This is a genomic window from Catenulispora pinisilvae (assembly GCF_015356865.1).
Taxonomy (GTDB): domain Bacteria; phylum Actinomycetota; class Actinomycetes; order Streptomycetales; family Catenulisporaceae; genus Catenulispora; species Catenulispora pinisilvae.
This window is the reverse complement of sequence record NZ_JAAFZA010000044.1, coordinates 13,662-32,838: the sequence shown is the minus strand read 5'-3', so window position 1 is coordinate 32,838 and position 19,177 is coordinate 13,662. Positions and strand designations below refer to the sequence as shown.

Here is a 19,177-nt window from a genome sequence, read left to right as displayed (position 1 = left end):
GTCAGCCACCGATCCCGTGCGCGATCACGGCCCGCGTCCGGGTCCGCAGCGCGGCGATCCCGCCGACCAGGAACGCGAAGGTGTAGACGAGCTGCACCAGCACGACCCCGCGGGCCAACTGGCCGCTGGGATGGATGTCGCCGTAGCCGACGGTCGCCATGGTGACGCCGGTGAAGTAGAGCGCGTCCAAGCGGGTCTGGAGCCCGACGAACTGGTTGTGGCGGGCAGCCATGGCCCAGTAGCTCGCGGCGAAGACCAGGACCGCGGCCCAGGACAGGAGCAGGATGCCCAGACCCGGATGGCGGTACCGGCCGGTCCGATCGGTCAGCGCGCGGTCGGTGGTCACCGTCATCGCGACGGCGAGCACGGCGAGGAGCCCGACCGGGATCACCCAGGCGAGCACCCGGTGCCTCGGCCCGATCACGCTGAACGGGAGCGTGAAGTAGGCGACGGTGAGCAGGACCGGGCCCAGGGCTGCGACGGCGAGGCGGGCCAGGGCGGGGATGCGGCCACGGTGGCTACCATCCCGAGCCTGGGCAGCGCGGGCATCACGGGGGTTCGGCTGCCCGGCACGACCGGCGTCCCAGGCACGACCGGCATCCCCGGCAAGACCGCCGTGGTCGCCGTGGTCGCCGTGGTCGCCGTGACCGCCCTGATCGCCGTGATCGCCGCCGGCCGCACCGCCGCCAGGGTTCGCGGTCCCACCAGCGTCATCGCGAGCAGCAGCACCGGCGCGCCCGCCGTGATCGCCGCCGGCCGCACCGCCGCCGGGATTCGCGGTCCCACCAGCGTCATCGCGAGCAGCAGCACCGGCGCGGCCGCCATCACCGCCCCGCTCCTCCGGCTCCCGCTCGCCCTCGCCCTCGCTCTTCATCAGGTACTTGCTTTCCCACGTCGAGCCCCCGCGACGCGGCCGACGTCACCCGTCCAGCCGCTCGACCACCTGCTCGCAGAGCTCGTGGGTGGCCAACGCGTCCTGGAGGTCCGGGTACTGCGTCTCCCCGCGCACCGCGGCCAGGAAGTGCTCGCAGATCTGCTCGATCCCCTTCACCCGCCCGACCGGATCCCAGCCCGTCGGGCCGTCGGCCAGGTCATGGATGTCGCGGCGGTGCCCGTCCCCGATCAGCTGCAACCGCTCGGCCTTCGCCCCCGCGCGCCGATTCATCGCTCCGAAGCAGGTGAACCCCGGTCCGGACAAGGTCAGCGCCACGTGCTCCAGCATCCCGTCCTCGACCCGCCCGGACACCGTCACGTCCGACACCTCCCCCGGCGCCAGGAAGCGCAGGGTGTCCGCCACATGGATGAAGTCATCGAACACGACATCGCGCAGTACTCCCGGCGCGTCCGTCTCGTTCTTCTGCAGGATCACGGTCTCGCGCGGGGCCCGGGCGGCCGCGACGTAGGCCGGGGCGTGCCGGCGGTTGAAGCCGACCATCAGCGGTGTGCCGGTGTGCTCGGCGTGGCCGACCAGGGCGCGGGACTCCGCGAAGGTGTCGGCCAGCGGTTTGTCGACATACGTCGGCACCCCGGCGTCCAGCAGCCGGGTGACGACCTCCGCGTGCGCGACCGTCGCGACGTGCACGAAGGCCGCCGCCGGCGGGGCCTCGCCGAGCAGCGCCGCCAACTCCGTGAACCGGCACGACGCCGGAACCCGGTACGCCTCGCCCAGCGCGTCCAGCCGTCCGCGGTCCCGCGTCACCAACCGCAGCCGCAGGTCGGCCCGCGTCCCCAGCACCGGCAGGTACGCCTGGCGGGCGATGCCGCCCAGCCCGATCACGGCGACCGCGAGCCCGTCACTGTCCATACCCGCCATGGTCGCTCATATTGTCGGTTCGCGCCGCTACGGTGTGGGGCCATGACCGACGCACAAGCCCCGGCCGACACCGCGGCCGCCCGCATAGCCGCCGCGCTCCAGGCCGCCGTGGCCACCGACGACCGGGCCGCCGCCTGGCGCGTCGCCGAACTCCTCGCCGCCGACTGGTCCGCGCGCCCGCTCGACGCCGTCGACGCCGGCACTGGCACCGCCGCCGACACTGGCACTGGCACCGCCACTGACGCCGACCGCTACACCGACGCCGACCTCGACGCCGCCGCGGCCGCCCTCGGCCACCCCCTCCCGGCGGCGCTGCGCGAGGCGCTGAAGCTCTTCGGCCACCGCGACGACCTCACCCGCAGCCAGGACCCGCTCGCCCGGCCGGACGAGCTGGAGATCTTCGAGGGCGCGCTCATCTTCCGCAACGAGAACCAGGGCGTCTGCTGGTGGGGAGTCCTGCTCGAAGACCTGGACCAGGACGACCCGCCGACCTACTACTGCCCCGACCTCGCCGACAAAGCCGAGCAGAAGTGGGACCGCTGGACCGACCGCCTGTCCCTGGCGATCATCGACGCCCTGCTGGCCGAGACGGTCATCGCAGAGGTCGAAGACCAGGCCGACGCCTGGGAACTCGACGACTACGACCCCGGACAGGACCCCGCCCTCACCGCACTGCCGAAGATCCAGCCCAAGTGGTCCGAGGCCGCGTGGTACGTCGGCGACGACGTGCTGGTCTACGTCCCCGGCGGCTTCCTCTTCGTCAAGGCGCGCTCCCCCGAGGCACTCGCCGCCTTCACCGACGACGAGACTGAGGACGACGACTGAGGACGACGACTGAGAACAACCACGGGCGCCCGGGGCGAAACACTCGCACCGGCCGATAGTCGGCCGGTGCGAGTGCTGGACATCCGGTCTACCCCACGTAGTTGAAGTGCGACGGGTCCGGCCCGATCCGGCCGTCGTCCCGGCTCAGCCGCGAGACCTGGTCCATCTCGTCGCGGGTGAGTTCGAAGTCGAAGACCTCGAAGTTCTCCTTGATGCGCGAGGGGGTCACCGACTTCGGGATGACGACGTCGCCGAGTTGCAGGTGCCAGCGGAGCACCACCTGGGCCGGGGTCTTGCCGTGCGCCTGGCCGATCCGCGCCAGGACCGGCTCCTTGAGCAGGTCGCCGCCTTGGCCGAGCGGACTCCAGTCCTCGGTGGTGACGCCCAGCTTCTCATTCAATTGCCGCATCGCCGGCTGCGGGAAGTAGGGGTGGAGCTCGATCTGGTTGATCGCCGGGACCTTGGACGACTCCTCCACCAGGCGTTCCAGTGCGTCGGCGGGGAAGTTCGCGACCCCGACGGACCGGGCCCGGCCATCGGAGTTGATCTTCTCCATGGCCCGCCAGCTCTCGATATACAAATCGCGTTCCGGCACCGGCCAGTGAATCAAATACAGGTCCACGTAGTCGGTGCCGAGCCGCTCCAGGCTCTGGTCGAAGGCTCGCAGGGTGGCGTCGTAGCCGTGGTCGGTGTTCCACAGCTTGGTGGTGAGGAAGACGTCCTCGCGGTTCAGCCCGGAATCGCGGATGGCCCGGCCGACGCCGGTCTCGTTCTCGTAGGCGGCCGCGGTGTCGATATGCCGGTAGCCGACCTCGAACGCGGTCGTGACCGCGGTGTACGCCCCGGCGTCCGGGACCTGCCAGACACCGAAACCCAACTGCGGGATCCGGACGCCGTCATTCAAAGTGATGTATTGCATTTCCTCATCCCTTCCAGGCTTCGACCGCTTGAGAAATCGGGGTGTCGCCGGACACCAGTTCGAGGGTCTGCCGGACCGCCGCGCGCTTTTCGATGACGTCCGCCAGAACGTCCGCCACGTCGGCCCGGGGAATGGTCCCGCGCCCGGTGCTCGGAGCCAGCCGCACCAGCCCCAGACCCGGCGTGTTCAGCAGGCCGCCGGGCCGGATGATGGTCCAGTCCAGATCCCGGGGCCGCAGGTCGTCCTCGGCCTTGGTCTTGGCGTCCAGGTACGCCACCCAGGTCTGGTCCGAGCCCGGGGAGGCCGGCGCCCCGGCACCCATCGACGAGATCTGCACGAACCGCCGCACCCCGGCCGCCTCGGCGGCGTCGGCCAGCAGCACCGAACCGCCGAGATCCACGGTGTACTTCCGCTCCGCGCTGCTCCCGCCGCCGGCCCCGGCCGCGAACACCACGGCGTCGGCGCCGCGGATCACCTCGGCCAGCGACTCCTTGGTGGCACTCTCCAGGTCGAACACCACCGGCTCGGCGCCGGCGGCCACCAGATCGGCGGCGCCGTCGGGACGCCGCAGCAGCCCCTGCACGGTGTGTCCGTCGGCGCTCAGCCGTGCTTCCAACAACAGGGCGATCTGTCCATGGCCGCCCGCAATCACGATACGCATGCGTCCTCCCTATCCCACCCGAGCTCGCGACGGGAGGTCGAGGCGACCGTTCGGACCAGGCAGCCCCGGATCGGAGCTGCCCGGCCGAAGCCGTCGGAGCTGCTCAGGCCTCAGGCCTCCATGGGCTGCTCAGACCTCAGGCCTCAAGCCTCCGTGGGCTGCTCAGGCCGCCGGCAGCCGAACCAGCATCTTGCCGGTGTTCGCACCGCTCATCACCCCGAAGAAGGCGTTGAGCGCTTCCTCGATCCCGTCCACGACCGTCTCATCGGTCCGCAGCGACCCCTCGGCCAGCCACCCCGAAGCCTTGCCTATGTACTCGGGGAACGCCTTCATGTGGTGCCCGATCGTGAACCCGCGCAGCGTCAGGCTCTTGCCGATGGCCAGCGTCAGATGCGGCGGCCCGGCCGGCATGGACTCCTCGTTGTAGACCGAGATCGCGCCGCACAAGGCGATGCGCCCGAACAGGTTCATGCGGGTCAGCGCCGCGTCCAGGGTGTCGCCACCGACGTTGTCGAAGTACACGTCGATGCCGTCGGGAGCGGCCTGCTTCAGCTGCGTGCGCAGCTCGCCCTCCCGGTAGTCGATCGCGGCGTCGAAGCCGTAGTGCTCGGTGAGCCGCCGCACCTTCTGCGGCCCGCCGGCCGAACCGATGACCTTCGACGCCCCGAGCTTCTTGGCGATCTGTCCGGCCACCGAGCCGACCGCGCCGGCCGCGCCGGAGACGAAGACGACGTCGCCCTCCTTGACCGGCGCGATCTCAGTGAGGCCGACGTACGCGGTCAGCCCGGTGATGCCGAGCACCCCGAGAAAGGCCTGCGCCGGCACCTTCGACGTGTCCAGCACCTGGGTCTTCGCGGCGTCCAGCAGCGCGTACTCGCGCCAGCCCTCGAAGTGCGAGACCGTCGCGCCGACCGGGATCGCCGAGCCGTCCCCGGCCGCGACCACGACGCCGACCGCGCCGCCGGTCATCGCCTCGTCCAGCTGGAACGGCGGGATGTAGGACGGGACGTCGTTCATCCGGCCCCGCATGTAGGGGTCCACGGACAGCCAGGTGTTCCGGACCAGGATCTGGCCCGGCCCCGGATCGGCGACCTCGGCGCGCAGGAGGCGGAAGTCGGTCGGCTTCGGCTCGCCGACCGGACGTGCTATCAGCTGCCATTCACGACTGGCGACGGACACGGTTACTCCAAGAGAGTGAGGGGTGGGGGTTGGGCTCGGCCTTCTCATCGTCACCGAGGCCCGGCGGCGCTGCCACTCAGCTGCCGCTCATCGGCACCCGGCTCAGCCGAGCGCCTTGATCAGCTCGGCCGCCAGCGGCGCGGACGACATCGGGTTCTGCCCGGTGATCAGGTTCCGGTCGACGATCACGTGCGGCGTCCACGGCGCGGCCTTGTCGACCACCACGCCGTCGGCCGCCAGCCGGTCCTCCAGCAGCCACTTCGCCTTGTCGGCCAGGCCGCCCTGGATCTCCTCGTCGTTGGTGAACGCGGCGATCCGGTAGCCGGCGAACGAGGACGTGCCGTCCGCCTCGCGGGCCGCGAGCAGGGCCGCCGGGCCATGGCAGACCACCGCGAGCGGCTTGCCGGAGGCCAGCGCCGCGGTCAGCAGCCGGCCGGAGTCGGCGTCCTCGGACAGGTCCTCCATCGGGCCGTGGCCGCCGGGGTAGAAGACGGCGTCGTAGTCGTCGAGCGCGACGTCGGCGACCGCGACCGGGCTGCGCAGCTCGGCCATCGCCGCCACCGCGTCGGCCAGCTGCCGCGCGCCGTCCTCGCCGCCGGCGAACTGCGCGGACAGACTGCCGGCGTCCGGAGTCGGCACGACGCCGCCGGGCGTCGCGACCGTCACCTCGTGCCCGGCCGCCTTGAGCGCCTGGTAGGGCACCACGGCCTCCTCAGCCCAGAAGCCGGTGGGATGCTTCGTGCCGTCCTTCAGAGTCCAGGAGTCGGCACCGGTCAGAACCATCAGGATCTTCGCCATGCGGTAAACGCTAAACCTCATGAACTTATCGGCGCCAATGGGCGCTCCGATACCGAGTATCGATTTTCCGATGGCTGGCGTAGTCTCGCCGGATGGCCGATCCCCTGGACCTCAACCAGTTGCGCACCTTCCTCGCGGTCCACCGCTCGGGCTCCTTCACCGCCGCGGCGCACCTGCTCGGCCTGTCCCAGTCGACGGTCACCGCCCAGATCCGCGCGCTGGAGACCCGGCTGGGCCGCGAACTGTTCGAGCGGCGGGCCCGCGGCGTGGCCCCGCTCCCCTACGCCGACGAGCTCGCGGCGCAGGTCTCGGCGCCGCTGGACCGGCTGTCCGGGCTGGCCGACGACGGCGCCGCCCCGGCCGCCGAGCCCGTGCACCTGGCCGGCCCGGCGGAATTCCTCGGCGCGGTGGGCATGGGGCTGCTCGCGCCGCTGATCGCCGAGGGCGTGCAGCTCCGCGTCGCCACCGGCCTGACCGACGGCCTGCTGGACGAGCTCCGGGCCGGCCGCCACGACCTGGTCGTCTCCACCCGGCGTCCGACAACCAGCGGCCTGATCTCAGAGCCCTTCGCCGACGAGGAGTTCGTCCTGGTGGCCGCGCCGGTTTGGGCCGAAAGGCTGAAGGGCGCGGAGCTTCCGGCCGGATTGGCCGACGTCCCGCTCATCGCCTACGACGCCGAGCTGCCGATCGTCCGCCGCTACTGGCGCTACGTCTTCAACACCCGCCTGACCGCCCCGCCGCAGCTCACCACCATCCCCGACCTGCGCGCCATCCGCACCGCGGTGCTCGCCGGGGCCGGCTGGACCGTGCTGCCGAAGTACCTCTGCCGCGCCGAGCTGGACAGCAGTACCCTGACTCTGCTCCATCAGCCCGGCGAGGCGCCGCTGAACACCTCGTTCCTGGTCCGCCGCCCCGGCGGTTCGGCCAACCCGCACGTGGCGCTGGTCCGGCGGCACCTGCTGGCGGCCGCGAAGTCCTGGTGGGCCGAGCACGAGTGCTGATTCGGTCTGCGGGCACGAGTATTGACACGAGTATGTGTTCGGCGAGCACGAGTACTGATTCTCGAGTGCCGATTCCCTGATCACCCGAACCGACCGACAGCCCGTTGGAGGACCCCATGACCTGGAAGATCCTATGACCTGGAAGATCCGGCGCCCGCGGCGCCGCGTGACGATCGCGCTGGCCGCCGCCGTCGCCTTGGCCACGGCCGGGACCGCCACCGCGCTGGCGACCACCGCCTCCAAGCCGGGCCTGACCCCGATGACGCTGACCAGCCCGGACTTCCGCGACGGCGGCCGGCTGCCGTCGTGGACGCTGTGGGGCAAGGATCCCGCGTGCCCGGGCAAGGACCTGGCCCCGGCCCTGCGCTGGACCAATCCGCCGGCCGGCACGAAGGGCTTCGCGGTCGTGGTGAACGACGTGGACACCCCGCAGTCGCCGGGCTTCACCCACTGGATCGTCTACAACATCCCCGGCGACGTCACGAGCCTGGCCGGGCACGGCTCGAACCCCTACAGCGAAGGCGCCACCGACTACGACGGCGTCACCACCGGCTTCGCCGGCCCCTGCCCGCCGCCGACCGGCCAGCGGCACCACTACGTGTTCCGGATCTACGCGCTGGACACGGCCAGCGTCCCCGGCACCGGGCTCGACGACACCGCGCTGATCTCGGAGATCTCCAGCCACATGCTCTGGTCGGCCAGCCTGATCGGAACGGTCGAACTGCCCAAGGGCAGCTGATCGGCGGGCGGAAAGAATTCGATCACCCCTGTTGACACCACCGACGCCGGGAGAATACTGAGCGGACAGTTACCGACCGGTTGGAAAGCAAGGGTGCCGCCATTGATCACCCAGCACGACCTCGAGAACCGCATCCAAGATCTGCTCGCCGCCCACGATCCGGGCACCACGAGCCGACTGGACTTCCTTCACGCCCGCTTCGACGCGGGCCTGGCCTGGCTGCACTACCCGCCGGGCCTGGGCGGCCTGGGCCTGCCGCGCGGCCTGCAACCGGCCGCCGAGAAGGCGTTCGCCGCGGCCGGCGCGCCGGACAACGAACCGCAGCGGATCGGCATCGGCCTGGGCATGGCCGCCCCGACCATCCTCGGCTTCGGCAGCGACGAGCAGAAGCAGCGCTGGCTGCGGCCCCTGTGGTGCGGCGAGCAGGTGTGGTGCCAGCTGTTCTCCGAGCCCGGCGCCGGATCCGACCTCGCCGCGCTGGCCACCCGGGCAGTGCGCGACGGCGAGGACTGGGTCGTCAACGGGCAGAAGGTCTGGACGTCCATGGCGCACGAGGCGCGCTGGGCGATCCTGGTCGCCCGCACCGATCCGGACGTCCCCAAGCACCAGGGCCTGACCTACTTCGTGCTGGACATGTCCGCGCCCGGCGTCGAGGTGCGGCCGCTGCGCCAGCTCACCGGCGAGGCCGAGTTCAACGAGGTCTTCCTGACCGACGTGCGGGTGCCCGACAGCCAGCGGCTCGGCGCCGTCGGCGAGGGCTGGAAGGTCGCGCAGACCACGCTGATGAACGAGCGGGTCGCGATCGGCGGCGGGGCCGCGCCGCGTGAGTCCGGGATGATCGGGGTGCTGGCCTCGGCCTGGCGCGAGCAGCCGGAGGTGCGCGATCCCGCGCTGCACGACCGGCTGCTGACGCTGTGGGTGGCGGCCGAGGCCGCGCGGCTGACCGCGATGCGGCTGTCCGCGCAACTGGCCGCCGGCCAGCCCGGGCCCGAGGGCTCGGCGGCGAAGTACGCGTTCGCCTCGCTCAACCAGCAGATCTCCAGCCTGGAACTGGAACTGCTGGGCGAGCAGGGCCTGCGCTACGACGACTGGACGATGCGCCGGCCGGAGACCGTCAGCTTCGTCGGCCGCTCCCCCGGCTACCGCTACCTGCGCGCCAAGGGGAACTCGATCGAGGGCGGCACCTCGGAGATCCTGCTGAACATCATCGCCGAACGCGTCCTGGGCCTGCCCGGCGAGATCCGGGTGGACAAGGACGTCGCGTGGAAGGACCTGCCCCGGTGAGCGAAGCGCTCCTCTACTCAGAGCCCGAAGAGGAACTGCGCGCCGCGGTCGCCGACCTCCTCGCCGACCGCGCCGCGTGGGCCTCGGTTCTGGCCCGCACGGAATCCGCGGAGCCCTACGACACCGAGTTGTGGAAGACCCTCGGCGGCGGCATCGGCGTCGCCGGACTGCTGGTGCCCGAAGAACTCGGCGGGGCCGGTGCCTCGCTGCGCGAGGCCGCGGTGGTCGCCGAGGAGTTGGGCAAGGCGGTCGCGCCGGTACCGTTCCTCGGCAGCCTGACCGCCACGGCGCTGCTGCTGGCGGCCCGCGAATCCGGCAACGGGACCGCGGCCCTGGCCGACGACCTGCTGCGCCGGATCGCCGCCGGCGAGCAGACCGCGGCGGTCGCGATCCCGTTCTCGCGCTCGCCGGACACGACCTACCGGGGCCGGGTCTCCGTCACCCCGTGGCCGCCGCGCGAGGATCCGCACGAAGCCCGGCTCACCGGCCGGGTCACCAGCGTCGCGGACGCCCTGCCGGCCGACGTGCTGCTGGTCCCGGCGGACGGGTCGATCTACGTGGTGCGGGCCGCGGACGCGCAGCGCACACCGGTCACCACCCTGGACATGACGCAGGTGCTGTGTGACATCGAGTTCGACGACGCCCCCGGCCAGATACTGGCGATCGGGTACGCACCGCTCGCGCAGGCCTTGCTGAGCGCGGCGGCGGTGCTCGCGTCCGAACAGCTCGGCCTGGCGGAACAGTGCCTGAAGACGACGGTCGAGTACGTGAAGACGAGGCACCAGTTCGGCCGCGCGGTCGGTTCCTACCAAGGACTCAAGCACCGACTGGCACAGCTGTGGGTACAGATCGCCCAGGCTCGCGCCGTCGCCCGGTACGCGGTCTCGTCCAGCGGCGACGAGCAGGTGATCGCGGTCGCCGTCGCCCAGGCACATTGTTCGGCGGTCGCGGTGCAGGCCGCCGAGGAGTGCGTTCAGATGCACGGCGGGATCGGCTTCACCTGGGAGCACCCCGCGCATCTGTATTTGAAGCGGGCCAAGAGCGCGTCGATCGCGCTGGGGAGTCCGGCTCGGCATCGACGGCGGCTCGCGGAGTTGGTGGATCTGCCTGCGAGTTGAGGTCCCGTGTCAGGGCTCACCGAAAGGGGTGAGCCCTGGCCCTGGCCCTGGCCTTCGCGCTACTCCTGGACCGCGCTCGGGTCCAGCCCCAACGCCTTGGCCCAGATCCGGTTCAGCGTCTCCACCAACTTCTCGAACGGCATCGGCGCCTTCTGCACAAACGCCACGTACGCCATCCGCGACACCATCCCGGACAGCGCGTGCGCCGTCAGCAGCGGATCCAGGTCCGCGTCGGCGACACCCGCGTCCTGCAACGTCCGGATCATCTTCGCGTTGCGCCGCACGAACGCGTTCGCCCGCTCGATCCGGATCGCCCGGAAGCCCTCGTCGATCTGCGACACCTGCTCGAACAGGCCCATCAGCGCGGCGTTCTTCTTGTACGCACGCAGGTATTCGCGGTTGGCCAGGTTGATCAGTTCACGCGGGTCGGTGACGCCGGTGCGGGCCCGCAGGTGCGGGTGGACCATCTCCTCGGTCACCTGCTCGGCGACCGCCTGGAAGATCTCCTCTTTGCCCTCGAAGTAGGTGTAGAGCGAGCCGGAGGCGACGCCGGCCTCGGCGGAGATGTCCGCCAGCCGGGCCTCCAGGTAGCCGTCGCGCTCGAAGACCACGCGCGCCGCCGCGACCAGCGCGTTGCGGGTGCGGATGCCCCGGGCACTGCGCGGTGTGACGCGCACCTCAGACTTCGCCATGGCGAAACGCGGTCTCCCTACTTGAACTTGACGCCGACCTCAACTATACCGGAATCATGTTCACTGTCTCTGATCGCGCCCAGCGTTACCAGGACGACCTGCTCGCGTTCATGGACGAGCAGGTCTATCCCGCCGAATCGGTCTACGAGGAGCAGATGCGCGCCTCGGGAGACCCCCACCACCAGCCGGCGGTCATCGAGGAGCTGAAGACCGAGGCCAAGAAGCGGGGGCTGTGGAACCTCTTCCACCCCTACGCCGAGTGGGGTCCGGGGCTGACCAACTTCGAGTACGCGCCGCTGGCCGAGATCATGGGCCGCAGCCACCTGGCCCCGGAGGCCACCAACTGCGCCGCGCCGGACACCGGCAACATGGAGGTGCTGACGCTCTTCGGCTCGGACGCGCACAAGGAGAAGTGGCTCAAGCCGTTGCTGGACGGCGAGATCCGCTCCGGCTTCGCGATGACCGAGCCGGCGGTGGCGTCCTCGGACGCCACGAACATCGAGATGCGCATGGTCCGGGACGACGCCCGCGGCGGTTACGTCCTCAACGGCCGCAAGTGGTTCACGTCCAACGCGATGCACCAGAACTGCCGGGTGCTGATCGTGATGGGCAAGACCGATCCGGAAGCGGTGCCGCACCGTCAGCAGTCGATGATGGTCGTGCCGCTGGACGCGCCGGGCGTCACGATCGTGCGCTCGCTGCCGGTGTTCGGCTACCAGGACCGTGAGGGACACGCCGAGATCACCTTCGAGGACGTGTTCGTACCGGCCGAGGACCTGCTCAAGGGCGAGGGCGAGGGCTTCGCGATCAGCCAGGCGCGGCTGGGCCCGGGCCGGATCCACCACTGCATGCGCACCGTCGGCATGGCCGAGCGGGCACTGGAGCTGATGTGCCGGCGGGCCGCCGAGCGCGTGGCCTTCGGCCGGCCGCTGGCCGACCGGGCGAACATCCAGGACTGGATCGCCGAGTCCCGGATCGACATCGAGCAGACCCGGCTGCTGACGCTGAAGGCCGCGTGGATGATGGACACCGTCGGCAACAAGGCCGCCCGGACCGAGATCGCCGCGATCAAGGTGGCGGCGCCGGAGATGGCGCTGCGCGTCATCGACCGCGCGATCCAGGTGCACGGCGGCGCCGGCGTGACCGACGACTTCCCACTGGCCTGGGCCTGGGCCCACCTGCGGACGCTGCGGCTGGCCGACGGGCCGGACGAGGTCCACAAGCGGTCCATCGCGAAGATCGAGCTGGCCAAATACCAGCACTGACAAGCACTGACAAGCACTGACGTAACCGCCGCCGAGCAGGAGACCCCCGAAGCTCATGACCATTCCCCTCATCCCCTCCCTGTCCGGCCGCACGGCCATCGTCACCGGCGCCTCGCGCGGCATCGGCCTGGCGATCGCCCAGACCCTGGCCGCCGGCGGCGCGAACGTCGTCCTCACCTCACGCACGCGGGAGAACGCGGAGGAGGCGGCCAAGCTGGTCGAAGGCCCCGGCACCGCGATCGGCTACCAGGCGCACGCCACCGACGAGGAGGCGGCCCGGGCCTGCGTGGCGTTCGCGATCGAGCGCTTCGGCGCCCTGGACATCCTGGTCAACAACGCCGGCACCAACCCCGCCTACGGCCCGCTGATCGACATCGAGAAGAGCCGGTTCGCCAAGACCCTGGACACCAACCTATGGGGCCCGATCCTGTGGACCTCGCTGGCGGTGAAGGCGTGGATGGGCGAGCACGGCGGGTCGGTGGTGAACACCGCCTCGATCGGCGGCATCCACGTCGCGCAGAACCTGGGCGTCTACAACGCCAGCAAGGCCGCGCTGATCCACGTCACCAAGCAGTTGGCGCTGGAGCTGGCGCCGAAGGTGCGGGTGAACGGCGTCGCGCCGGCGGTGGTGCGGACCAGGCTGGCCGAGAGCCTGTTCGCCGACCACGAGGCCGAGGTCGCCGGCGCCTACCCGCTGGGCCGGCTCGGCGAGCCGGACGACGTCGCCTCGGCGGTGGCGTTCCTGGCCTCCGACGCCGCGGCCTGGATCACCGGCGAGACGCTGGTCATCGACGGCGGCGCGCTGCTGGGGCAGGCCGGTGTCTGAGGGCTCTGACATCGTCGGCTCTGGCACCGCGGGCTCTGATATCGTCGCCGAGCTGCCGGGACTGGTCTCGGGCTGGCTCGGCGAGTCAGGGATCGAGCACGAGCCGCCGTTGACCCTGACCCGGGTCGGAGTCGGCCAGTCGAACCTGACCTACGCGGTCACCGACGCCGGCGGCCGGCCGGACCGACGCTGGATCATGCGGCGTCCCCCACTGGGGCACCTGCTGGCCTCGGCGCACGACGTGGCCCGCGAGGCCCGCATCCTGACCGCGTTGCAGGACTCTGACGTCCCGGTACCGCACGTGTTCGGCGTGTGGAAGACGGACGAGGTGCCGATGGTGCTGATGGAGTTCGTCGACGGCCTGGTGCTGGACCGGCGGGAGGTCCTCGACGCGGTCTCGGAGCCGACCCGGCACGCCGTGGGCCTGGCCATCGCCCGCGCGCTGGCGCCGGTGCACGCCGTGGATCTGGCCCGGACCGAACTGGTCGACCTGGCCAGCCACAAGCCGTATGCCCAACGCCAGCTGAAGCGCTGGACGACACAGTGGCAGAACTCGAAGACCCGCGAGTCGGCGGACCTGGACACGCTGACCGCCAGGCTGGCGGCGGCGATCCCGGAGCAGCGGGAGCTCACGCTCGTGCACGGCGACTTCCACATGCGCAACGTGATCGTCTCCCCCGAGGACGGCTCGGTCCGCTCGGTCCTGGACTGGGAGCTGTGCACGCTCGGCGACCCGCTGGCCGATGTCGGCACGCTGCTGGCGTACTGGCCGGCGGCCGGCGAGGCGGGCCAGGGCCTGCTCAGCAACTCGGCGATGCCGGGCTTCCCGGACCGCGACGAGATGGCCGCGGCCTACCTCCAAGCCAGTGGCCGCGACGGTTCCGCCCTGGGCTTCTGGCACGCGCTGGGGCTGTGGAAGATCGCCATCATCGCCGAAGGCGTGCTGCGCCGCGTCCAGGACGAGCCGCGCAACCGCGCCGCGGCGTTCGCGCCGACCATCGACCAGATCGACTCCCTCATCGCCAAAGCACTAAGGACACTGACATGACCGAGCAGACCGGCCAGAACGCCGCCGGAACCGCCTCCGGAACGACGCGCGACACCCCGCGCACCGCGATCGTCACCGGCGCCGCGCGCGGGATCGGCGCGGCCGTCGCGCTCCGGCTGGCCGCCGACGGGCACGCGGTCGCCGTCCTCGACCTGGACGAGACCGCGTGCGCGGACACCGTCGCGGCGATCACCAAGGCCGGCGGCAAGGCGCTGGCCGTGGGCGCCGACGTCTCCGACGAGGAGCAGGTGGCCGCGGCGGTGACCCGGATCGTCGCCGAACTCGGCGCGCCGACCATCCTGGTCAACAACGCCGGGATCCTGCGGGACAACCTGCTGTTCAAGATGACCGTCGGGGACTGGGACGCGGTGCTGAACGTCCACCTGCGCGGCGCGTTCCTGATGTCCCGGGCGGCGCAGAAGCACATGGTGGACGCCGGGTTCGGCCGGATCGTGAACCTGTCCAGCACCTCGGCGCTGGGCAACCGGGGCCAGGCGAACTACGCCGCGGCGAAGGCCGGGATGCAGGGCTTCACCAAGACGCTGGCGATCGAGCTCGGCAAGTTCGGCGTCACGGCCAACGCGATCGCGCCGGGCTTCATCGAGACCGACATGACCCGGGCCACCGCCGAGCGGATGGGCGTGGACTTCGACGTGTTCCGGCAGGTGGCGATCAGCCAGATCCCGGTCGGGCGCTCCGGCAAGCCCGAGGACATCGCGGCGGTCGCGGCGTTCCTGGTCCGCGAGGAGTCCGGGTTCGTGTCCGGCCAGGTGATCTACGCGGCCGGCGGCCCGAAGGACTGATCGCTCGTTCCAGGAAGCGGAGGGCGGCATGACGCAGACCAACATGACGCAAAGCACTGAGACATCCGAGCTGGTCCTGGCCGAGCGGCACGGCGCGGTCCTGCTGCTCACGCTCAACCGGCCGGAGCGGCTGAACGCGTGGAACATCCCGCTCCAGGAGCGGTATTTCGCCCTGCTCGACGAAGCCGAAGCCGATCCCGGAGTACGGGTCGTAGTGGTCACCGGCGCCGGACGCGGGTTCTGCGCCGGGGCCGACATGGCGGACCTGTCGCAGCTGGGCACCGTCGATCCCGACACGATCGGGCGGCTCCCGGGCCGGCCCCGGGAGCGTCCGCTGTCCTTTCGCAAACCCCTGATCGCCGCGATCAACGGCCCGGTGGCCGGGCTCGGGCTGGTCCAGGCGCTGTACTGCGATCTGCGGTTCACCACGCCGCAGGCCAAGTTCACGACGGCCTTCGCCCGCCGCGGCCTGATCGCCGAGTACGGGATCGCCTGGTTGCTGCCGCGCCTGGTGGGGCCCAGCCGGGCGCTGGACCTGCTGATGTCCGCGCGGGTGGTGCTCGGCGAGGAGGCCCTGGCGCTGGGTCTGGTCGACCGGGTCCGGCCCGCCGAATCCTTGCTCGCCGACGCCCTGGCCTACGCGGCCGATCTCGCCGAGAACTGCTCGCCGCGGTCGATGGCGTTGATCAAGCAGCAGGTGTTCCAGGCGCTGGACTCAGATCTGCCGACCGCTGTCGCTTTGTCGACGAAGCTGATGCACGAGTCGTTCCGGCATCCCGATTCGGCAGAAGGCGTGCACAGCTACCTGGAGCGCCGTCCCCCACAGTTCGAGCCTTTGGAGTCGGCATGAGCGACGCGCCCCGGGCCGTGCTGACCGATTTCGGCGGCGTGCTGACGACGAGCATCTTCGAGGCCTTCGAAACGTATTCGCTGTCGGTGTCAGGCGATCCGGCCTTGTTCGGGACACTGTTCCGGACCGAGCCCGCGGCCGGTGCCCTGTTGGTGGAGCACGAGTGCGGGCGCATCGATCAGGCGGGGTTCGAACGCGGCATCGCGGAACTGTTGGCGCCGCGCGGTGTCGAGGTGCCGGCGCCGGGGTTCGTCGACTCGTTCCAGGCGTTGCTGAAGCCGGACGAGGCGATGATCGCGGCCGTGGAGGCGTTGCGTGCGGCCGGTGTCCCGGTCGCGATCGTCTCCAACTCGCTCGGCGACGACGCTTATCGCGGGTACGATCTCGCCGCGCTCGCCGACACCTGGGTGATCTCCGGCGAGGTCGGGGTACGCAAACCATCACGGGCGATCTACGAGATCGCGTGCGGCCGGTTGGGGGTCGAGGCCGCCGAGTGCGTGATGATCGACGATCTGGAACACAATCTGCGGGGCGCCGAGCGGCTCGGTATCAGAGGGCTGCATCACACGGACTCCGCGCGAACCGTCGCCACGTTGGCGGATTGGTTCGGCTGAGAGCGACCGAGGATTGGTGGCCGGGCGGGCTGAGCGACATTGGGAAACCAGCGTCGGAGCTCCGAGCCTGGCCGCACCGGTGCCTTGCGGCGCTGCGCTTGCAAGCCGACCGCCCACGACGCTCGTGCCAATTTGCGCGCAGGCGCGGGCCGGGTCGAGGGCGTCCGTCCGGCACGCCCAGCCACCAGCGGCGAAGCCGCCAAAGACACGAGCCCCGCCGAGTTTTCCGTGCGCTGCGGCGGCTGCGCCGCCTCGCCAGACCGGCCACCAATCCTCGGTCGCTCTTAACGGTTTGATCACCGGCGCCGCCGGACCTACCGTCAACGCATGACCGAACCTCCTGTCCTGTTGCGCGACCGCCTGCGTGCCGCCCTGCCGACCGCCCTGAAGGCACGCGACCGTGCCACCACTTCCACGCTGCGCGCCACGCTGGCCGCGATCGAGAACGCCGAAGCCGTGGACGCGGGTCCGGCCCGGGCCGGCGCGATCGAGGCCAGCGCGGTGGGGATCGGGGTGGCCGAGGCCGCACGCCGCGAGCTCAGTGAGGCGGACGTCGCCGCGATCGTGCGCGCGGAGATCGCCGAGCAGGAGCGGGCGGCGGAGGTCTACGAGGGGTCGGGGCACGCGGAGAAGGCGGCTGAACTGCGGGCCGCGGCAACGACTCTGGCAGCGTTCCTTGCCTGAGAGTGGGCACATCCGCGCGATCCCCGCATGTCGGCCCAGGAGGAACCCGTGAAAAGCGCCGTCACCATCACCAACGCCGGCTTGGCGTTCGCGCTGGAGATGGCGATGCTCGCGGTTCTCGTCTACTGGGGCATCCACACTGGCGGGAACGGGCTCGCCAAGGCCGCGCTCGCCGTGGGGGCGCCCGCGGCGGCCATCGCGATCTGGGCCACGTTCCTGGCCGCCGGCGGACATCCGGTGAACCTGCCGACAGTGCCGGAGGCGGCGCTGAAGCTGGCCGTGTTCCTGGTCGCGGCGCTCGCGCTGGCCGGGACCGGGCATCGGACGATGGCGATCGCGTTCGCCGCGCTGGCGGTGCTGTCGGTCCTGATCGAGTACACGGTCGGGACCTGACGGCCGTTACGCAGTTCTGTCACAACGCGGCGTTAGAGATCGCGTTCGACACCGGGGCTCCGCTAGCTTCGATGGGTGCCCAATCCAGAACTGGAAGAGACGGCATCGGAGCCCCCTGAGATCTCGGCTTCCGGGCCTGAGACCTCGGTGCCCGAAGCAGTTGCGCCAGCTGCGGCACTCGGAGCTGCGGCATCTGAATCCGCGGCGCGGGCCGCGACACGGGCCGGCAAACGCCGGCGCCGTTCCCGGCTCGCCGCCGCCGCGACCCTTGTCGGCGCCATCCTGGTGGTCGGCGGCGGGGGAACCGTGGCGGTGCTGGCCGCGCACGGTTTCGACAGCCCGGCCGAGCCAGACCTGAAACTGGTCGCGCCGGCGTACCGGGACATGGCCGGGTCGCTGCCGTGGCCGAACGACGGCGAGACGGCGCTGTGGGCCCAGGGAATCGGCAGCCTCGGCACCTGCGGAGACCAGACACCGGTGCCGATCGCCAGTGTCGCCAAGGTGATGACGGCTTACGTCCTGCTCAAGGACCACCCGCTGGCCGACGGGCAGAACGGGCCGGACATCACCGTCGACCGGCAGGCCGAGGACGAGTCCTACGACCGCGACGAGAGCTCGGCGCCGGTACGGGCCGGGCAGCGGCTCAGCGAGCGCGCGATGCTGGAGCTGATGCTGGTCCCGTCCGCCAACAACGTCGCCCGGCTGCTGGCCCGCTGGGACGCCGGGACCGAGGACGCCTTCGTGGCCGAGATGAACGCCGCGGCGGCCGCGTTGGGCATGACCCACACCACCTACACCGACCCCAGCGGCCTGGACGCGGCCACCCGCAGCACCGCCACCGACCAACTGCTGCTGGCCGAATCCGCCCTCACCGACCCCACCCTGCTCGCGCTGACCGGCGTCCCGGACACCGAGGTCCCCGACGACCCGACCGTGCTGGCGAACACCGACACCCTCCTGGGCGCCGACGGCGTAGTCGGCGGCAAGACCGGCTCCAGCACCCCGGCCGGCGGGGCACTGATGTGGGCCGCGCACCGGACCCTGAACGGGGAGGACCACTTCGTGCTGGGAGTCGTGCTGCACGAGAATGCGGGGACTACGGCCGAGGCGGGGCTGACCAGCGTTCTGCTGGTGAGCCGACGGCTGGTTGAAGCAATGGATTGACCGCTAAGCGAAAAGCCGCTTCAAGAACGCGTGCAGATTCGTATTCGCCCGCGCGATCCGTCCCGCCGGATCGATCGACTCGTCCAGGTCGTGCCCGACCGCCGAGGTCTTGATGCCGCGCACGAACAGCGAGCACTGCAAGTCAGTACACAGATACTGCCCGATCGAGTTGCCCTGCCGGCCCGCTTCGCCGGTGCGGCGGGCGGTCATCAGGGCCACGCCGCCGCCGGTGCGGGTGGTGAGGCAGACGGAGCACATGCTGCGGGCGCCGAAGCCTCGGGCGCCGCCGCCGGAGGCGCGCAGGGAGACCCCGACCAGGCGGCCTTCGTACGGGGCGACCAGGTAGGCGCGGTCAGGCGCCCCGGGGTCGCGCCAGCCCAGGAAGTCCAGGTCGGACCAGGACTTCTCAGCCAGGTCCGCCGGCAGGCCGAGTCGCTGGGCCTCACCCTTGGAGCAGTTGACGAAGCTGGTGCGGATCTCGCGCTCGGTGATCGGTTCCAT

The 19,177-nt window shown here is 71.1% G+C and carries 22 protein-coding genes; 14 read left to right on the top strand and 8 right to left on the bottom strand.

The window, feature by feature from the left end; genetic code table 11:
* Position 1: 1 nt before the first annotated feature.
* Both IZR01_RS14905 and IZR01_RS14900 read right to left on the bottom strand, forming a co-directional pair.
* Positions 2 to 874 (bottom strand): potassium channel family protein, encoded by an 873-nt coding sequence (locus IZR01_RS14905; protein WP_194924192.1) that lies wholly within the window; start codon positions 872 to 874, stop codon positions 2 to 4.
* Positions 875 to 919: 45 nt separating this feature from the next.
* The gene (locus tag IZR01_RS14900) at positions 920 to 1,804 is read right to left on the bottom strand and encodes a Gfo/Idh/MocA family protein (RefSeq protein WP_228554364.1); all 885 of its coding nucleotides are present in this window, start codon (positions 1,802 to 1,804) and stop codon (positions 920 to 922) included.
* 51 nt (positions 1,805 to 1,855) lie between these two features.
* Here IZR01_RS14900 and IZR01_RS14895 point away from each other — a divergent pair, with 51 nt between their 5' ends.
* Positions 1,856 to 2,638, top strand: a complete 783-nt coding sequence (locus IZR01_RS14895) for a hypothetical protein (protein ID WP_194924191.1) — start codon at positions 1,856 to 1,858, stop codon at positions 2,636 to 2,638.
* 88 nt (positions 2,639 to 2,726) lie between these two features.
* Here the strand turns inward: IZR01_RS14895 and IZR01_RS14890 are convergent, their stop codons facing one another.
* From IZR01_RS14890 to IZR01_RS14875, 4 genes are all read right to left on the bottom strand, one after another.
* The gene (locus tag IZR01_RS14890; RefSeq protein WP_194924190.1) at positions 2,727 to 3,557 is read right to left on the bottom strand and encodes an aldo/keto reductase; all 831 of its coding nucleotides are present in this window, start codon (positions 3,555 to 3,557) and stop codon (positions 2,727 to 2,729) included.
* A 4-nt stretch (positions 3,558 to 3,561) separates the two neighbouring features.
* Entirely contained in the window at positions 3,562 to 4,218 is a 657-nt protein-coding gene (locus IZR01_RS14885) for an SDR family oxidoreductase (RefSeq protein WP_194893475.1), read from the bottom strand.
* A 162-nt stretch (positions 4,219 to 4,380) separates the two neighbouring features.
* Positions 4,381 to 5,397 carry an NADP-dependent oxidoreductase gene (locus tag IZR01_RS14880; protein WP_194893474.1) on the bottom strand — a complete coding sequence of 339 codons (1,017 nt, stop codon included), beginning with the start codon at positions 5,395 to 5,397 and terminating at the stop codon, positions 4,381 to 4,383.
* A gap of 102 nt (positions 5,398 to 5,499) precedes the next feature.
* Complete coding sequence (locus tag IZR01_RS14875; protein WP_194893473.1) at positions 5,500 to 6,195, bottom strand: type 1 glutamine amidotransferase domain-containing protein; 696 nt, start codon at positions 6,193 to 6,195, stop codon at positions 5,500 to 5,502.
* A 92-nt stretch (positions 6,196 to 6,287) separates the two neighbouring features.
* Here IZR01_RS14875 and IZR01_RS14870 point away from each other — a divergent pair, with 92 nt between their 5' ends.
* The 4 genes from IZR01_RS14870 (at position 6,288) to IZR01_RS53240 (ending at position 10,337) form a co-directional block, all read left to right on the top strand.
* Positions 6,288 to 7,196: a LysR family transcriptional regulator gene (locus IZR01_RS14870; protein WP_194924189.1), complete on the top strand. Its 909-nt coding sequence runs from the start codon at positions 6,288 to 6,290 to the stop codon at positions 7,194 to 7,196.
* A 133-nt stretch (positions 7,197 to 7,329) separates the two neighbouring features.
* On the top strand, positions 7,330 to 7,935 hold the full coding sequence (locus tag IZR01_RS14865) for a YbhB/YbcL family Raf kinase inhibitor-like protein (RefSeq protein ID WP_194924188.1): 606 nt from the start codon (positions 7,330 to 7,332) through the stop codon (positions 7,933 to 7,935).
* 93 nt (positions 7,936 to 8,028) lie between these two features.
* On the top strand, positions 8,029 to 9,219 hold the full coding sequence (locus IZR01_RS14860) for an acyl-CoA dehydrogenase family protein (protein WP_194924187.1): 1,191 nt from the start codon (positions 8,029 to 8,031) through the stop codon (positions 9,217 to 9,219).
* The gene (locus tag IZR01_RS53240; protein ID WP_194924186.1) at positions 9,216 to 10,337 is read left to right on the top strand and encodes an acyl-CoA dehydrogenase family protein; all 1,122 of its coding nucleotides are present in this window, start codon (positions 9,216 to 9,218) and stop codon (positions 10,335 to 10,337) included. Before IZR01_RS14860 ends, IZR01_RS53240 begins: the two co-directional genes overlap by 4 nt.
* Before the next feature lie 59 nt (positions 10,338 to 10,396).
* Here the strand turns inward: IZR01_RS53240 and IZR01_RS14850 are convergent, their stop codons facing one another.
* Positions 10,397 to 11,029, bottom strand: a complete 633-nt coding sequence (locus IZR01_RS14850; RefSeq protein ID WP_194924185.1) for a TetR/AcrR family transcriptional regulator — start codon at positions 11,027 to 11,029, stop codon at positions 10,397 to 10,399.
* Between the two features lie 56 nt (positions 11,030 to 11,085).
* Here IZR01_RS14850 and IZR01_RS14845 point away from each other — a divergent pair, with 56 nt between their 5' ends.
* The 9 genes from IZR01_RS14845 to IZR01_RS14805 all read left to right on the top strand — a co-directional run bounded on the left by IZR01_RS14845 (position 11,086) and on the right by IZR01_RS14805 (position 18,676).
* Positions 11,086 to 12,294 carry an acyl-CoA dehydrogenase family protein gene (locus IZR01_RS14845; protein ID WP_194893467.1) on the top strand — a complete coding sequence of 403 codons (1,209 nt, stop codon included), beginning with the start codon at positions 11,086 to 11,088 and terminating at the stop codon, positions 12,292 to 12,294.
* A gap of 55 nt (positions 12,295 to 12,349) precedes the next feature.
* On the top strand, positions 12,350 to 13,120 hold the full coding sequence (locus IZR01_RS14840; protein ID WP_194893466.1) for an SDR family oxidoreductase: 771 nt from the start codon (positions 12,350 to 12,352) through the stop codon (positions 13,118 to 13,120).
* 10 nt (positions 13,121 to 13,130) lie between these two features.
* Complete coding sequence (locus tag IZR01_RS14835; protein WP_438939698.1) at positions 13,131 to 14,168, top strand: phosphotransferase family protein; 1,038 nt, start codon at positions 13,131 to 13,133, stop codon at positions 14,166 to 14,168.
* Positions 14,165 to 14,971, top strand: coding sequence for a 3-oxoacyl-ACP reductase FabG (gene fabG / locus IZR01_RS14830; RefSeq protein ID WP_228554361.1), 807 nt, complete (start codon positions 14,165 to 14,167; stop codon positions 14,969 to 14,971). The genes IZR01_RS14835 and fabG overlap by 4 nt, the downstream gene beginning before the upstream one ends.
* A 28-nt stretch (positions 14,972 to 14,999) precedes the next feature.
* A complete protein-coding gene (locus IZR01_RS14825) occupies positions 15,000 to 15,821 on the top strand; it encodes an enoyl-CoA hydratase-related protein (RefSeq protein WP_228559486.1) in 822 nt (273 codons plus the stop codon).
* Positions 15,818 to 16,435 carry an HAD family hydrolase gene (locus IZR01_RS14820; RefSeq protein WP_194924184.1) on the top strand — a complete coding sequence of 206 codons (618 nt, stop codon included), beginning with the start codon at positions 15,818 to 15,820 and terminating at the stop codon, positions 16,433 to 16,435. The genes IZR01_RS14825 and IZR01_RS14820 overlap by 4 nt, the downstream gene beginning before the upstream one ends.
* Positions 16,436 to 16,762: 327 nt before the next feature.
* Positions 16,763 to 17,119 carry a GatB/YqeY domain-containing protein gene (locus IZR01_RS14815; protein WP_194924183.1) on the top strand — a complete coding sequence of 119 codons (357 nt, stop codon included), beginning with the start codon at positions 16,763 to 16,765 and terminating at the stop codon, positions 17,117 to 17,119.
* 48 nt (positions 17,120 to 17,167) lie between these two features.
* A complete protein-coding gene (locus tag IZR01_RS14810; RefSeq protein ID WP_194897539.1) occupies positions 17,168 to 17,512 on the top strand; it encodes a YrdB family protein in 345 nt (114 codons plus the stop codon).
* A 75-nt stretch (positions 17,513 to 17,587) separates the two neighbouring features.
* On the top strand, positions 17,588 to 18,676 hold the full coding sequence (locus IZR01_RS14805; protein WP_323747007.1) for a D-alanyl-D-alanine carboxypeptidase family protein: 1,089 nt from the start codon (positions 17,588 to 17,590) through the stop codon (positions 18,674 to 18,676).
* 3 nt (positions 18,677 to 18,679) lie between these two features.
* Here the strand turns inward: IZR01_RS14805 and IZR01_RS14800 are convergent, their stop codons facing one another.
* Positions 18,680 to 19,177: an FBP domain-containing protein gene (locus IZR01_RS14800; RefSeq protein WP_194924182.1), complete on the bottom strand. Its 498-nt coding sequence runs from the start codon at positions 19,175 to 19,177 to the stop codon at positions 18,680 to 18,682.

Excerpts from the sequence above, each read along its gene's own strand:
- IZR01_RS14905 (WP_194924192.1), bottom strand. The coding sequence starts at position 874 with ATGAAGAGCGAGGGCGAGGGCGAGCGGGAGCCGGAGGAGCGGGGCGGT.
- IZR01_RS14900 (WP_228554364.1), bottom strand. The coding sequence starts at position 1,804 with ATGGACAGTGACGGGCTCGCGGTCGCCGTGATCGGGCTGGGCGGCATC.
- IZR01_RS14895 (WP_194924191.1), top strand. The coding sequence starts at position 1,856 with ATGACCGACGCACAAGCCCCGGCCGACACCGCGGCCGCCCGCATAGCC.
- IZR01_RS14890 (WP_194924190.1), bottom strand. The coding sequence starts at position 3,557 with ATGCAATACATCACTTTGAATGACGGCGTCCGGATCCCGCAGTTGGGT.
- IZR01_RS14885 (WP_194893475.1), bottom strand. The coding sequence starts at position 4,218 with ATGCGTATCGTGATTGCGGGCGGCCATGGACAGATCGCCCTGTTGTTG.
- IZR01_RS14875 (WP_194893473.1), bottom strand. The coding sequence starts at position 6,195 with ATGGCGAAGATCCTGATGGTTCTGACCGGTGCCGACTCCTGGACTCTG.
- IZR01_RS14870 (WP_194924189.1), top strand. The coding sequence starts at position 6,288 with ATGGCCGATCCCCTGGACCTCAACCAGTTGCGCACCTTCCTCGCGGTC.
- IZR01_RS14865 (WP_194924188.1), top strand. The coding sequence starts at position 7,330 with ATGACCTGGAAGATCCGGCGCCCGCGGCGCCGCGTGACGATCGCGCTG.
- IZR01_RS14850 (WP_194924185.1), bottom strand. The coding sequence starts at position 11,029 with ATGGCGAAGTCTGAGGTGCGCGTCACACCGCGCAGTGCCCGGGGCATC.
- IZR01_RS14845 (WP_194893467.1), top strand. The coding sequence starts at position 11,086 with ATGTTCACTGTCTCTGATCGCGCCCAGCGTTACCAGGACGACCTGCTC.
- IZR01_RS14840 (WP_194893466.1), top strand. The coding sequence starts at position 12,350 with ATGACCATTCCCCTCATCCCCTCCCTGTCCGGCCGCACGGCCATCGTC.
- fabG (WP_228554361.1), top strand. The coding sequence starts at position 14,165 with ATGACCGAGCAGACCGGCCAGAACGCCGCCGGAACCGCCTCCGGAACG.
- IZR01_RS14825 (WP_228559486.1), top strand. The coding sequence starts at position 15,000 with ATGACGCAGACCAACATGACGCAAAGCACTGAGACATCCGAGCTGGTC.
- IZR01_RS14820 (WP_194924184.1), top strand. The coding sequence starts at position 15,818 with ATGAGCGACGCGCCCCGGGCCGTGCTGACCGATTTCGGCGGCGTGCTG.
- IZR01_RS14815 (WP_194924183.1), top strand. The coding sequence starts at position 16,763 with ATGACCGAACCTCCTGTCCTGTTGCGCGACCGCCTGCGTGCCGCCCTG.
- IZR01_RS14800 (WP_194924182.1), bottom strand. The coding sequence starts at position 19,177 with ATGGAACCGATCACCGAGCGCGAGATCCGCACCAGCTTCGTCAACTGC.